We start from the raw sequence: 13700 nt of genomic DNA on the forward strand, positions 1-13700 counted from the left end.
AAAACGCTGTTGTATGACGGCGTTGTGTCTCCGGAGGCGAGAGGCGACCATGGAAATCCAGCACGCGACTGCCAACTCCCCAGCTCGGGCTGGTCAGTTGTGGCAGCGCACCGCCACCGACCTGGCCGGCGCCATCCGCAGGCGCGAGATCTCGTCCGTCGAGGTCGTGCGGTCCTGCCTGGCGCGGATCGAGGAGACCAACCCGTACCTGCGCGCGCTGGTCGACATCCGCCCCGACGAGGCGCTGGCCGATGCGCGCCGCGCCGATCAGGCCGTCGCCCAGGGCGGCGAACTCGGCCCGCTGCACGGCGTTCCGGTGTCCATCAAGATCAACACACCGCAGCGGGGCTATGTCACCAGCCACGGCGTGGCCGCCCTCGCCGGTCCGCCGGCGGACGGCGACGCGGCGTGCGTCACGGCTCTGAAGGAGGCCGGCGCCATCCCGCTCGGCCGCAGCAACGCCCCCGCCTTCTCCTACCGTTGGTTCTCCACCAACGAGCTGCACGGCCGCACGCTCAACCCCTGGGACGCCGCCCGCACCCCTGGCGGCTCCAGCGGCGGCGCGTCCAGCAGCCTCGCCGCGGGCATGACGCCCCTGGCGCAGGGCAACGACATCGGGGGATCGATCCGTTACCCGGCGGCCTGCTGCGGTGTGGTCGGCATCCGCCCCACCGTCGGCCGGGTCTCCGGCTGGATGCCGCCCGCGTACGCCGACACCCCCGCCGGCAAGGTCCGGATCGACTTCCCGCCCACTGTCCAGGCGTGCGCGGTCGAGGGGCCGTTGGCCCGCACCATGGCCGACGCCCGCCTCGCGCTCGATGTCATGACCACCCCTGACCTGCGCGATCCGTACGGTATCCCCGCCCTGCCGGCCCGGCTTCCCGAGGGCGTGCGGGCCAAGGTCAGCGTCGTGCGCAGCATCGGCACCGTCAAGAACCACCCCGGCGTCGACCAGGCCGTGACCGACGCCGTCGCCCGGCTGACCGATGCCGGGTACGAGGTCGAGGAGCTCGACGGCGCACCCCTGCTCGCGGAGGCCGCGCGCATCTGGTCGCTGCTGATCTACGAGGATTTCCGCCCGATGCTGCCGCTGGTGAACGAGGTCGGCGACGACGACATCCGTACCTCGCTCACGTACTCCGTCGCCGCCGCCTCGGCGGTCTGGGGCGAGCGCCCGTCGCTGGAGACGTACATCAAGGGCTGGGCCCGCCGCGCCTCCCTCGTCACGCAGCTCCAGGAACTCCTGGGTACGGACCGGATATTGCTCACCCCGGTCTCGGCCGAGCTTCCCTTCGAGCAGGACGCCGACATCGCGGGGCCCGAGCGCGCCGCCGAATTGATCGCCGCCATGTGGCCGATGACCGCCGTCCCGGTCCTGGGCTTCCCGGCCGTCACGGTGCCGTCGGCCCTCAGCGCGGGCCTGCCCGTCAGCGTCCAGCTCATCGGCGGCCGCTTCGCGGAGGACCGCATCCTCGACGCAGCACAGGCCATCGAGGACCGCACTCCCCGCTACTCACCGCCCACCATCGGTGCCATCGGGGCTGTCGGAGCCATCGGGGAGGGACGGCCGTCGGGTCAGTAGCGCTCGGTGGCATGATCGAACCGGACCGCACTGCCCGGACGCACGTCAGGAGAACCCCCACCCATGGCTGCCGAGTACGCCGACATCAAGCACAGCTCCGTCGAGGTCAACGGAGTCACACTGCATATCGCCGAGCAGGGCCAGGGCCCGCTGGTCGTCCTGCTGCACGGTTTTCCGGAGAGCTGGTACTCCTGGCGGCACCAGTTCGCGCCGCTGGCCGCGGCCGGATACCGGGTGGTCGCACCCGACCAGCGCGGCTACGCCCGCAGTGAGCAGCCCGCCGACGCCGACGCGTACAGCCTGCTGCACCTCACCGGCGATGTGATCGCCCTGATCCACGCGCTGGGCGAGGAGCAGGCCGTGGTCGTCGGCCATGACTGGGGCGCACCGGTCGCCTGGACGACGGCCATGCTCCGCCCGGACGTCGTGCGGGCCGTCGCCGGGCTCAGCGTCCCGCCGGTGCTGCCCGGCGGCATGGCCCCGCCGTCGGTCACCCGCCGGCAGTACGGTGACCGCTACTACCAGGTCTACTTCCAGGAACCGGGCGTCGCCGACGCCGAGTTGGCGCGGGACATCACCTCGACCTTCCGCCGCACGCTGTTCAACGGTTCGGGTGACAATCCGGCCACCGCCCGGCCGCGTCCCTGGATCGTCCCGGAAGGCGCCCCGCTGCTCGGCACCGGACCGGACCCGGAGCTGCCCGCCTGGCTCACCCCGGAGGACATCGACGCCTTCGCCGACGACTACGCCCGCCACGGGGACCGGGCCTTCACCGGCCCCCTCAACTGGTACCGCAACATCGAGCGCAACAACGAACTCCTGGCCGTCTTCCGCGGCCGCGGCATCGACGTCCCGGCGCTGTACGTCGTCGGCGACCGCGACATGGTCACCTCGCTGCACGGCATCGACCGGGTCATCGACTCCCTCGACACCATCGCACCGAAGCTCCACCGCAGCGTGACGCTCCCCGGCTGCGGCCACTGGACCCAGCAGGAACGCCCCGAAGAGGTCAACGCGGCACTGCTCGACTTCCTCAGCCACCTGCGGTGACTTCCGTGAGGTGAATGGCGAGGGCCGGGTCGGCAACCTTCTCGGCGTGACCGGCGACCACCGCACGAAGGTATTCATCAACTTCGGACGGGAGACGGGACATGTCGTCACATCGCAACCCCGCGCGGCACGGGCGGCGCAGAGCGGGCATTCGGGTGGGCGTGCCGCTGGCCGTCGTCGTCGCTGCGGGGCTCGCCTACGGCGGTGCTTTCGGGGTGTTCGGCGCGGCCGGTGCCGATCACGCGTCCGCCGCTGCGGCGCCCGCATGGGCCGAGGCGGCGGCGGACGGGTTCGCCTCCGTCGACGCGCTCGGCCAGGACGGAACCTACGGCGGGCGGGGCGGGCAGACCGTCACCGTACGGTCGCTCGCCGAGCTGGAGAAGTACGCGACCGCGCCGGATCCGTACGTCATCGTGGTCGACGGGGCGATCGCCATGGACCCCAAGGGGAAGGAGATCAAGGTCGCGTCGGACAAGACGATCGTGGGGGCCGGGACGTCCGGCGAGATCGTCGGCGGCGGCTTCTTCCTCGGCCAGGGCGTCCACAACGTGATCATCCGCAATCTCACGATCCGCGACTCCTACGCCGGGACCTGGAACGACAAGGACCACGACTGGGACGCGGTACAGATGGACGGCGCGCACCACGTGTGGCTCGACCACAACGACCTGCGGCACATGGCCGACGGACTGATCGACAGCCGCAAGGACACCACCTACCTGACGGTGTCCTGGAACCGGCTGGAGAACCACAACAAGACGTTCGGCATCGGCTGGACCGAGAACGTCACGGCCGACATCACCGTCCACCACAACTGGTTCCGCGAGACCGAGCAGCGCAACCCGTCGACGGACAACGTCGCGCACGCCCACCTCTACAACAACTACCTCCAGGACGAGCCGGGCACCGACATCACGTCCTCGTACGGGAACTACGCCCGCGGCAGGACCAGCATGCTCCTGGAGAACAGCTACTTCGAAGGGGTCAACAACCCCGTCATCAAGGACGACACCGCATCGCTCGTCCAGCGGGGCAACCTCTTCAAGGACGTCAAGGGCCGTAACGAGAGCGGGGGTTCGGCGTTCGACCCGAAGAAGTACTACCCGTACTCGCTCGACGCCGCCGCCGACGTGCCCGCCCTCGTCAAGGCGGGCTCCGGGCCGCGCGCCTCGCTGACCACCGCGGCGGCCGCCGCTGCCACCACCCTCACCGTCGCCAGGGACGGCAGTGGGCAGTACTCCACCGTCCAGGCCGCCGTGGACGCGGTGCCGTCCGGCAACACCTCGCGGATCGTCATCGCCGTCGAGCCCGGCACGTATCGCGAGGCGGTGAAGATACCGGCCGACAAGCCGCACATCACACTTCAGGGCACCGGCAAGCACGCGGCGGACGCGCAGCTCGTCGAAGGCCGTTCCGCGGGGACGCCGAAGCCGGGCGGCGGCACGTACGGGACCTCCGGCAGCGCCACGCTCGCCGTGGAGGCGGACGACTTCCAGGCCCGCAACCTCACCGTCACCAACGACTTCGACGAGGCCGCCCACCAAGGCCAGGAGGGCCACCAGGCCGTCGCCCTGCGCACCGCCGCCGACAAGGTGGTGCTCCAGAACCTCGTCGTCGACGGCGATCAGGACACCCTCCTCCTCGACACGGCCGCCAAGGACAAGCGGGGCCGCGTCTACGTCGACCGGTCCCACATCGCCGGCAACGTCGACTTCGTCTTCGGCCGGGCCACCGCCGTTTTCAACAAGTCGGTGTTGACCCTGAAGAAGCGGTGGGACGGCACCTCGGCGGGGTACGTCACCGCGCCGTCCACGGCCGGCGGCAGCAAGGGCTTCCTCATCACGAACTCGACTGTCGACGGTGCTGTCGGCGAGCGCAGTTTCCACCTCGGACGGCCCTGGCACGCGGGCGGCGACGCCACGCTCGACCCGCAGACCGTCGTCCGGAACACGCAGCTGAGCGCCGCCGTGAAGACCGCTCCCTGGACGGACATGGGCGGCTTCTCCTGGAAGGACGACCGTTTCGCCGAATACGCTAACACCGGACCGGGCGCGGGCCCGGCCGGCGCTGACCGGCCGCAGCTGACGGACCAGCAGGCGGCCGACCACGAGATCGCCGACTGGCTCGGCGACTGGACGCCGTCCGCGTCGTAACACCGCTCGGGCAGGGGGATGAGCCGCGGCGGACCCGCCGCGCTCACCCTCCCGTGTCGTCGCGCGGGGACAGGCGCAGCACCGTGCCCTCGCCGTTGGCCGAGAGGAGGAGGGCGCCGTCGGGGGCGAGGGCGAGACCGGCAAAGTGGCGGGGGCGGTGCGGGACGCCGGGTACGGGGGCCGGTTCGGTGCGGGTGATGCCGGGCGGCAGGCCGACCGGGAGGCCGTCGGCCTCCGTGGTGACGGCTCCGGTGGTCAGGGAGACCGAGCTGAGACGCCGGTGGGCGGTTTCGACCGTGAAGAGTTCGTCGCCCACGATGACCAGGCCCTGGGGTGCGCCGAGGCCGTCCGCGACGGTGACCGTCTCGCCGTCCTCGTGCTCGCCCAGGCGCAGGACGGCGCCGAGCCCGTCGTCGCTGACGTAACACCGCTGTTCCGCGTCGAGGGCCACGTCCACCGGGTGGTCGAGCCCGTCGGTGAGTACGGTGACGGTGTCCGCCGCGTCGATCCGCAGGACGCGCCCGGCACCGGTCTCGGCCACCACGAGGCAGCCGTCGGGCGCGACGGCGATGCCGGTGGGGTCGTTCAGGCCGGTCGCCCGTACCCGGGAGGTCTTCGTCTCCGGCTCCCAGGTGCGGACCTCGCCGAGCCCGGTGGTGACGTGGAGGACGGCGCCGTCACCGTCCGCGGTGACGCCGCGGGCGAAGTGCAGCAGGTCCACGGTCAGCGCGTCGTTCTCCCCCGCACCCTCGCGGTCGTCCAGGCGGGCCAGGCGGAAGTGGTCGGCCGCGTACACCGTGCCGCCGCGCCCGGCCGTCACGCCGAACGGGCCGTTGAATCCGCGCGGGACGAGCGCGCGGGTGCGGCCGTCGGTGTGCATCTCGGTGATGCCGCCGCCCGCGTAACTGGAGACGAACATCCGGTTCTCCGCGTCGAACGCCGCGTTGTCCAGGCCCGCCAGGCCGCTGGCGGTGACCGTACGCGCCCCGGTGGCCAGGTCGATGCGGGTGACGATGCCGGCCGGGCCGCGGGAGAGGACCACCAGGACGCCGCCGAGGTCGAACCGGACCGCGACCGGGTCGTCCACCTCCTCGGCGACCAGCTCCGGCGCTCCGCCGTCGGGCGAGATCCGCCACACCTGATTGCCGATCATGTGCGGGTAGTACAGCAGGCCGTCCGGGCCGAGCTGCATGGCGTTGCCCAAGGCCAGCCCGTCGGTCAGCACCACCGGCTCGCCGCCGTCCGGGAACAGCTCCAGCAGCCGGCCGTTGGTCCGCATCTCGTTGACGAAGAGCCGGTCGCCGACGCAGGTGATGCCGTTGGGCACCGTGACCGCGTCACTGACCAGGGAGTACGCGCCTTCGGGGGTGCGGCGCCACACCCTGCCCGGCGTCAGGTCCGCGATGTACATCGAACCGTCGGCGCCGAAGGCCAGGTCGTCGGGGGCCTCCACCGGGCCGTCCAGCGGCACCACCACCTCGACGTCACCGGACGCCGGATCCACGGCGCTGATCTGCCCCGCGAGGAACTGCGCCACGTACAGCCGGCCGTCCGGCCCGAAAGAGACGCCGTTCGAACCCCACAGCCGATTGGGCGGGTTCAGCCTCGCCACGTGCCGTCGCTCGCTGCTGCCGGGCCGCAGCCGGCCGGTGTCGTCGTACCGGCTGGGTTGCATCCGCACTTCTCCTCAAGTCCGCAATTTCCGCATGTCAGCGCGCCCGTCACTCGACGAGGACGTCGCTCATGTCGGTCTCGGAACGCCAGCGCCGCAGCCGCTCATAGAACTCGACCGGCCCGCCGCCGTACGACTCGCTGCGCCCGCTCGGTTTGCCCTCGTTGTTGTAGTAGCTGGGCGTGCACTCGGCGAGGAACTTGCCGGCGTCCGGTGCCGTCTCGCGGATGGTGGCGACCCAGGCGGCCACCGCCTCGGCGGTCGGTTCGACGTAACGGGCCTGCCGCTTGCGTGCCTCGGCGACGACCTCGGCGATGTGCGTGGCCTGCTCGTCGAGGACGTGGACGTAGTTGACGGAGACGGCGTTCTGCACCGAGCCGAGCTGGAAGAAGTTGGGGAAGCCGTGGCTGTAGAACCCGTGCAGGGTCTGCGGCCCGTCCCGCCACGCGTCGGCCAGGGTGACACCGTCGCGGCCGCGCACCGGGAGCCCGAGCCGTTCGGCCGGCGCCACGCCGATGTCGAAGCCGGTGGCGAAGACGATGCAGTCGACCTCGTACGCGGTGCCGCCGATCACCACCGCGTTCTCGGTGATGCGCTCGACGCCGCGGCCCTCGGTGTCGACGAGCGTCACATTGGGCCGGTTGAAGGTCTGGAGATAGGTGTCGCTGAACGTGGGGCGCTTGCACATGTAGCGGTACCACGGCTTGAGCGCCTCGGCCGTGGCCGGGTCCTCGACGATGCCGTCCACCCGCGCCCGTATCTCGTTCATCTTCCGGAAGTCGGCCAGCTCCGCCTGCACCCACCGGTCCTCGGGGGACAGTGCGGCGTCGGCCGTGCCGGGCAGCAGGCTCTGCAGCAGCCGGGCGCTGGTGGTCCACCCGTCGCGGACCAGGTCCTCCTCCGCACTGCCGCCGGTGACGTGCGCGAGGAAGTTGTCCCGGCGCCGCCGGTGCCAGCCCGGGGCCAGGGAGTCCGCCCACTCGGGGTCGGTGGGCCGGTTGCCGCGTACGTCCACCGAGGACGGCGTGCGCTGGAAGACGTAGAGGTGCTGAGCGTCGTTCCCCACGTGCGGGACGCACTGGATGGCGGTCGCACCGGTGCCGATCAGGGCGACACGCTTGTCCGCGAGCCCCCGGAGATTCCCGTTCGCGTCGCCGCCGGTGTAGCCGTAGTCCCAGCGGCTGGTGTGGAAGGTGTGCCCCTGGAAGCTCTCGATGCCTGGGATGCCGGGCAGCTTCGGCCGGCTGAACGGGCCGCTGGAGACCACCACATAACGCGCCCTCATCAGGTCGCCGCGGTCGGTGCGCACCACCCACTCGCGGGCGGCCTCGTCCCAGCGCAGGTCCGTGACCTCCGTCTGGAAGCAGGCGTCGCGGTAGAGGTCGAAGTGGTGGCCGATCGCCCGCGCGTGCTGCCGGATCTCCTCACCCGGTGCGTACTTCCAGCGCGGCACGTAGCCGAGCTCTTCGAGCAGCGGCAGATAGACGTACGACTCGATGTCGCAGTGAATGCCCGGGTACCGGTTCCAGTACCAAGTGCCGCCGAAGTCCCCGGCCTTGTCGGTGATGCGGATGTCCGCCAGACCGGCCTGGCGCAGCCGCGCGGCCGCGAGCAGCCCGCCGAAACCACCGCCGATGACCAGGGCTTCGACCCGGTCGTTCAGCGGCTCCCGGGTGAAGCCGGGTGCCACGTACGGGTCGTCGACGTAGTAGCCGAAGTCGCCGGTGGTGCGCTGGTACTGCTTACTGCCTTCAGGGCGGATCCGGCGGTCGCGCTCGGCGCGGTACCGCGCGCGCAGCGCGTCGGGGTCGAACCCCAACTCCTCCGGTTCACGCACTGTGGGCTTTTCCGTTGGCGACACTCGCTGTCCTTTCCGGGCAGTCGGTGGGGGGTGATGGCGCGGGGCGGCGGCCGGTACGCCGATGAATCTCGGGAGCGTCAGACGGCGGACCAGCCGTCGTCCACGGGCAGTACGGCGCCGTTGATGTTGACGGCGGCGTCCGAGGCGAGGAAGACGATGGCGGCGGCCTGCTCCTCGGCGGCGGCGATCCGGCCCATGTTCCCGAAGTGACCGCCGAGGACCGTCGGCCCGTGCGTGTCCGCCCGGGCGTCGACCTGTATGGCGGTGGCCGTGCCGCCGGGGGCTATGGCGTTGGCGCGGATGCCCTTGGCCCGGTACATCACCGCGAGGGACTTCACCAGGCCCACGACGCCGTGCTTGGAAGCGGTGTAGGCGGTACCGGCCGCACTGCCGCGCAGCGCGGCCTCGGACGCGGTGAAGACGATCGCGCCGCGCTCGGCGGCCAGCATGTGCGGCAGTGCGGCGCGGGTCAGCAGGAAGGGAGCCGTCAGGTTGACCCGCAGGACGCGCTCCCACTCGGCGTCGTCGGTGTCCGCGGCGGCCGAGAACCGGTCCATGATGCCCGCGTTGTTCACCAGTACGTGCAGGCCGCCGAATTCCGCCACCGCCGTGTCGACGACCCGGTCCACCACGGGCTGTTCGCTGAGATCACCGACGACCGCGCGTGCCGTGCCCCCTTCGGCGGCGATCGTTGCGACGACACCTTCGGCGCCGTCCTTGTCCAGGTCCGCCACCAGCACCTTCGCTCCCTCACGGGCGAAGGCCAGGGCCGCGGCCCGGCCGATCCCCGAGCCGGCTCCGGTGACGACGACGCTGCGCCCTTGAAAGCCGGTGCTGCTGGTGCTGCTCACGCGGCGCTCCCTTCTCCGAGTTCACGCGGATGTGCGTGTCCATCGACCGTAACAGTTTTTGGCAGTCACTGCCATGATGGCATTGACAGGCAAAAAATAGATGTCCGGGGCGCTGGTTAGGGTGGAGACACTGGTAAGCGGTTGGGGACGGCGGATGGACATCACGGTGGAGCAGGCGGGAACGCGGGACGCGGAGCGGGAGGACGCGCCCCGTCCGTCCGGTAGGCCGCCGCTGACCGAGCGGCGCAAGGCGGAGACGCGGCTGGCGATCGCCCACGAGGCGGTACGGCTGTTCGCCGAGCACGGCGTGGCGGCGACGTCGGGCGAGGAGATCGCCCGCGCGGCCGGGATTTCACCCCGCACTCTGTGGCGGTACTTCCCGTCCAAGGAGGAGTGCGTACGCCCCTTGCTGTCCGCGGGTCTGGAGAGCGCGGCCCGGCGGCTGCGCGAGCTGCCCGCCGGCCGCCCGCTGTGGGAAGGGCTGCAGGCGGGCGTGCCCTCGGCCGCCGAGCGCGCTGACGTCACCTCGGCGCTGCTGCGGCTGATCCGCCTGCTGCCCGACGAGCCGGGGCTGCGCGCCGTCTGGCTCCGGGTCCACCACGACGCAGAGCGCGTCTTCACAGAGGTCATCGCCGCGCGCACCGGCGCCGATCCCGACGGCCTGGTGCCGCGGCTGAAGGCCGTGATGCTCAACGGCGCCCTGCGCGTGGCGGCGGAGGAGTGGGCCCGACGGTCGGCGGAAGCGAACCAGGCGGCCGGCGACGAAGCCTTCCGCCGGGCGCTGCTGCAGGCCACGGACTCACTGGGCATCTGAGGCCGTCAGGCCGTCAGGCCCTCAGGCCCTCAAGGAATGAGGATCGCGCGTCCGCGTACCGTGCCCGCGGTGAGGTCGTCCACCGCGTCCTGGAAGCGGTCCAGCGGGTAGGCCGCGGTGTGCAGCCGTACGCGGCCCTGAGCGGCGAGTGTCATCAGTTCGCACAGGTCGTTGTAGGAGCCGACCAGGTTGCCGATGAGGTTGATCTCGGTGGAGATGATGTCGATGGTGGGGATGTCGATGTTCTCGCCGTAACCGACGACGTGGTAATCGCCCGCCCGGCGCAGCATGGCCACCCCGTCCTTCGTCGCACCGCCCTCGCCGACGAAGTCGATGACGGTCTCCGCTCCGTGCCCGCCGGTCAGTTCGAGTACCTCCTCGACGTGCTCGCCCGCGGCGACGACGCCGTGATCGGCCCCGATCGACGTGGCCAGCTTCGCCGCGTCCGGATTCCGGTCGACGACGATCAACTCCGCCGCGGTCAGGGCCTTGAGGACCTGTACGCCGATGTGGCCGAGCCCGCCCGCGCCGATGACCACGCAGCGGTCGCCCGGCCGCAGCCGGCGGGCGGCCTTCGCCGCGGCGTGGTACGCGGTCAGGCCCGCGTCGGCGAGGGCGGCGACGTCCGCCGGCTGGAGCGCGTCGTCGATGCGGACGACGCTGCGGGCCGAGGTCTTGAGGTACTCCGCGTAGCCGCCGGCCGTGTCGATGCCGGGGAAGGCGCTCTGCTCGCAGTGCACATCGTCACCGGACCGGCAGGCCCGGCACAGACCGCAGGTGATCAGCGGGTGCACGATGACCTTGTCGCCCTCGGCGACGTTCGTCACCGCGCTGCCGACCGCGTGGACCCACCCGGCGTTCTCGTGCCCGATGGTGTATGGCAGGGTGACGCCCGACTTCTGTGCCCACTGGCCCTCCAGGATGTGGAGGTCGGTCCGGCACACCCCCGCCCCGCCGATCTTCACGAGCACGTCGTACGGACCGGTGATCTCGGGCATGGGAACGTCGGTGAGCCGCAGTTTCTCGCCGTATCCAACGACCTGTACGGCCTTCATTACGGACGTCATGAGGTCCGCCCCTTCGCAGTGTGGTGTGTGGTGTCGTGCGGGGTTTCCTGTCCGCGCTGCGCCTGGTCGTCGGCCGCGTCCGGATAGCGGGTGCGGAGCAGGCCGCGGCAGAAGTGCGCGTTGCCGTCGATCGAGATGCGGATCGATCGCGCGAACCGCAGCCGTACCGGGATGTCGTCGACCGGGTACGGCTCCCCGTGGTCGTCGACGAGAACCGGGGCCGTCGGCGCGGTGCTCAGGCCCAGCGCCGCCCGCCTCCGTACGAGGGCGTGGGTGGTCGGCGCGTCGGGCAGGTCGGCGAGGACGACGGCCGGCAGGTCGCGCTCGGCCAGGTCCGGCGTCTCCCGCAGCAGCCGCGTCAGCGCGCGCTCCATCGCCGCGGCGTGCGCCTTGCGGCGGAAGGTCAGCCGCAGCTCGTCGAGACCCTCCTGCGCCTCCGCCCCGAAGGTGCCCAGATAGCCCGCGTCCGCCGCCAGCCCGCGGTTGATCATGTCGGAGTCGTGGTGGTCGTCGAGCAGTACGACGACCTCCCGTGCGGCCGGCAGCCGGGTGAGTACGTCCTTGGCGTCGGAGGCCATCAGATAGGCGAAGTTCGGCGAGCAGAAGGAGGTCGGCAGCCGGAGGTGCACGGTCACCCGCCGGTCGGGGCTCACTTCCAGCGAGCGGACGAAACCGAGGTCGGTGATGGGCTCGTCCAGCTCCGGATCGAAGACCTCGTCCAGCGCCGCGCGCGCCGCGCATTCAAGTGTGCCGGTGTCGATGGCGGGCACGTCAGGCCGCCACCGGCTGCGGGAGGCCGAGGCCGGCCGGTACGTCGATCCCGTACATGGCCGCCGCGTTCAGCCCGAGGATCTTCTTCTTCTGCGCCACGGTCAGCGGCGGGTACTCGGTCATGTCCGCGGGGATCTGGAAGTCGACGAACCGCTCGACCAGCCAGCGCGGCGTCCACAGCGCGTAGTCGCTGGAGAACTGGATGCGGTCCTCGTCCAGCCAGTACAGCAGCTCGCCGATGATCTGCGCGAAGTACCGCGGCCGGGAGTGGATGAACGGCATCGCCACCGCCAGACCGGCGTGCACGTTCGGCTCCTGTGTGGCGATCCAGCAGAAGTCCTCCAGCCGGGGCAGCCCGCAGTGCTCGACGACGAAGTTCAGCTCGGTGAAGTCGGAGGCGGCCGCGTCCACATCGGCGACGTCGAACGCGTCGCGGTCCAGCGGCCGGATCGTCGGCCCCTTGTGGATGTGGATGTTCTTGATCCCCAGCTCCTGGCAGGCTTCCAGATAGCGGTAGGTCCAGGGGTCGTTGAGCTTGTAGCCGCGGGAGTCGCCCTTCCACTCCGCGGTGTACAGCTTCACGCCCTTGAGCCCGAACCGCTCGGCGTCGCGCCGCAGTTGCTCCAGACCGGCCTGCTCGAAGCGCGGGTCGAAGCAGTGGTTGTACGTCAGCTTGTCGGGGTGCTGCCGCGTGAGCGCGAACGCCTCCTCGGCCTGCCCGAAGCCGCGCTCGTAGAAGGCGCCGAGGTGGGCGGGCTGGAAGATCGCGTGGTCGACATGGCCGTCGGCGAACAGGTCCTTCATCAGGCGCTCGCCGCCGTAGTAGCGGAACTCCTCGTACGGCCAGAGCTCCGATTCCGGGCTCAGGTTGCGGTGGTAGTCGTAGAAGCAGTCGATGAACTGCTTGCCGTGGATGTTGAGCTGGTTCTCGGGGCGCGCGTCCCACAGCGCGATGTGCGCGTCGACGATGAAGTAGTTCTCGCCGTCCTTGCTGTACATGGTTCCTCCACCTCACGTGGCAGCTGCGGCTCGTTCGGTAGGGACGCTAGGCATCCCGGCGCAGGCCGGGGAGGCTGCGGCTGTCTCACTTTGAGACACCTGGCCGACTGGTTCCGGCCGCCCCGCTGAGTAGCCTGATGAAGGTCAGCATCCGGTCAGCGTCCGGTCCGGCGCAGCGTCGCGTCGTGTGGAGGTCGAGATGGCAGAGATAGCCCCGCGACTGCGCGCGTCGTGGCAGCGCAGCGAGCGGTACGGCGTACCGGCCGACGAGGTGCAGCCCGTGTACCTGAGCTCCATGGACACCGACTCGCTGCTCTACACCTGCGGACAGGAGGTCCTGCAGCAGCTGCGGACCACGCTGGCGGGGGAGCCGGTCAGCTTCATGCTCACGGACAGCGAGGGGCTCGTACTGAGCCGGCTCTGCAACGACGCGGCGATGGCCCGCTCGCTGGACCGGGTCCACCTCGCCCCGGGCTTCTACTTCGCCGAACGCAACGCGGGCACCAACGGACTCGGGCTCGCCCTGGCCGACCGTACGCCGTCCCTGGTCAGGGCCGATGAACACTACTGCACGGGGCTGCGCTGCTACACCTGCGCGGCCGTCCCCGTCCTGGACCCGCTGACCGGGCAGGTGGCGGGCACGGTCAACCTCACCACGTGGTCGCAGTCCTCCCCGGCGCTGCTGCTGGCCCTCGCCCAGGCGGCGGCCGGCAACACGACCGCGCTGATGCTGGCCCGTTCCACCGGGCGGACCATGCCCGTACAGCCGCGCGGTGAGGTCCGCCGGGTCTACCGCGAGCGTTTCCCCCAGGACGACGGCGACGGCCCGCGGCTGTCCCGTGCCTGGCGGAACGCGGTGGCCGAGGCGCGCGCCGCGCTC

At 71.0% G+C, this 13700-nt stretch carries 11 protein-coding genes; 5 read left to right on the plus strand and 6 right to left on the minus strand.

Features of this window, described 5'->3' with window-relative positions; genetic code table 11:
- Positions 1–49 precede the first annotated feature (49 nt).
- From ABT381_RS09755 to ABT381_RS09765, 3 genes are all read left to right on the plus strand, one after another.
- On the plus strand, positions 50–1582 hold the full coding sequence (locus ABT381_RS09755) for an amidase (protein ID WP_351590400.1): 1533 nt from the start codon (positions 50–52) through the stop codon (positions 1580–1582).
- 63 nt (positions 1583–1645) lie between these two features.
- On the plus strand, positions 1646–2632 hold the full coding sequence (locus tag ABT381_RS09760) for an alpha/beta fold hydrolase (RefSeq protein WP_351590402.1): 987 nt from the start codon (positions 1646–1648) through the stop codon (positions 2630–2632).
- Positions 2633–2733: 101 nt separating this feature from the next.
- Positions 2734–4785 (plus strand): pectinesterase family protein, encoded by a 2052-nt coding sequence (locus ABT381_RS09765; RefSeq protein ID WP_351590405.1) that lies wholly within the window; start codon positions 2734–2736, stop codon positions 4783–4785.
- 43 nt (positions 4786–4828) lie between these two features.
- On the opposite strand, the gene ABT381_RS09770 is transcribed toward ABT381_RS09765, so the two are convergent.
- The 3 genes from ABT381_RS09770 to ABT381_RS09780 form a co-directional block, all read right to left on the minus strand.
- Positions 4829–6460: a Vgb family protein gene (locus ABT381_RS09770; protein ID WP_351590408.1), complete on the minus strand. Its 1632-nt coding sequence runs from the start codon at positions 6458–6460 to the stop codon at positions 4829–4831.
- Positions 6461–6506: 46 nt separating this feature from the next.
- Positions 6507–8294 (minus strand): flavin-containing monooxygenase, encoded by a 1788-nt coding sequence (locus ABT381_RS09775; protein WP_351590411.1) that lies wholly within the window; start codon positions 8292–8294, stop codon positions 6507–6509.
- A 101-nt stretch (positions 8295–8395) separates the two neighbouring features.
- Positions 8396–9169 (minus strand): SDR family NAD(P)-dependent oxidoreductase, encoded by a 774-nt coding sequence (locus ABT381_RS09780; RefSeq protein WP_351590414.1) that lies wholly within the window; start codon positions 9167–9169, stop codon positions 8396–8398.
- A 154-nt stretch (positions 9170–9323) separates the two neighbouring features.
- Between ABT381_RS09780 and ABT381_RS09785 the strand changes: the two genes are divergently transcribed.
- Positions 9324–9983 carry a TetR/AcrR family transcriptional regulator gene (locus tag ABT381_RS09785; RefSeq protein ID WP_351590417.1) on the plus strand — a complete coding sequence of 220 codons (660 nt, stop codon included), beginning with the start codon at positions 9324–9326 and terminating at the stop codon, positions 9981–9983.
- Positions 9984–10012: 29 nt separating this feature from the next.
- Here the strand turns inward: ABT381_RS09785 and ABT381_RS09790 are convergent, their stop codons facing one another.
- From ABT381_RS09790 to ABT381_RS09800, 3 genes are read right to left on the minus strand one after another with little or no spacing between them, the layout of a single operon-like run.
- Positions 10013–11050, minus strand: coding sequence for an NAD(P)-dependent alcohol dehydrogenase (locus ABT381_RS09790; protein WP_467754506.1), 1038 nt, complete (start codon positions 11048–11050; stop codon positions 10013–10015).
- On the minus strand, positions 11047–11820 hold the full coding sequence (locus tag ABT381_RS09795; protein WP_351590420.1) for a metal-sulfur cluster assembly factor: 774 nt from the start codon (positions 11818–11820) through the stop codon (positions 11047–11049). Before ABT381_RS09795 ends, ABT381_RS09790 begins: the two co-directional genes overlap by 4 nt.
- A 1-nt stretch (position 11821) precedes the next feature.
- Positions 11822–12820 (minus strand): amidohydrolase family protein, encoded by a 999-nt coding sequence (locus ABT381_RS09800; protein ID WP_351590423.1) that lies wholly within the window; start codon positions 12818–12820, stop codon positions 11822–11824.
- A 199-nt stretch (positions 12821–13019) separates the two neighbouring features.
- Here ABT381_RS09800 and ABT381_RS09805 point away from each other — a divergent pair.
- On the plus strand, positions 13020–13700 hold a 681-nt coding region (locus tag ABT381_RS09805; RefSeq protein ID WP_351590426.1), incomplete at its 3' end, for a GAF domain-containing protein.

The organism is Streptomyces sp. NPDC000151, assembly GCF_040301705.1.
GTDB lineage: Bacteria > Actinomycetota > Actinomycetes > Streptomycetales > Streptomycetaceae > Streptomyces.

Bases quoted from the DNA above. Each gene is read 5' to 3' on its own strand.
- ABT381_RS09790 (WP_467754506.1), bottom strand. From the start codon at position 11,050: ATGACGTCCGTAATGAAGGCCGTACAGGTCGTTGGATACGGCGAGAAA.
- ABT381_RS09765 (WP_351590405.1), top strand. From the start codon at position 2,734: ATGTCGTCACATCGCAACCCCGCGCGGCACGGGCGGCGCAGAGCGGGC.
- ABT381_RS09785 (WP_351590417.1), top strand. From the start codon at position 9,324: ATGGACATCACGGTGGAGCAGGCGGGAACGCGGGACGCGGAGCGGGAG.
- ABT381_RS09760 (WP_351590402.1), top strand. From the start codon at position 1,646: ATGGCTGCCGAGTACGCCGACATCAAGCACAGCTCCGTCGAGGTCAAC.
- ABT381_RS09770 (WP_351590408.1), bottom strand. From the start codon at position 6,460: ATGCAACCCAGCCGGTACGACGACACCGGCCGGCTGCGGCCCGGCAGC.
- ABT381_RS09800 (WP_351590423.1), bottom strand. From the start codon at position 12,820: ATGTACAGCAAGGACGGCGAGAACTACTTCATCGTCGACGCGCACATC.
- ABT381_RS09755 (WP_351590400.1), top strand. From the start codon at position 50: ATGGAAATCCAGCACGCGACTGCCAACTCCCCAGCTCGGGCTGGTCAG.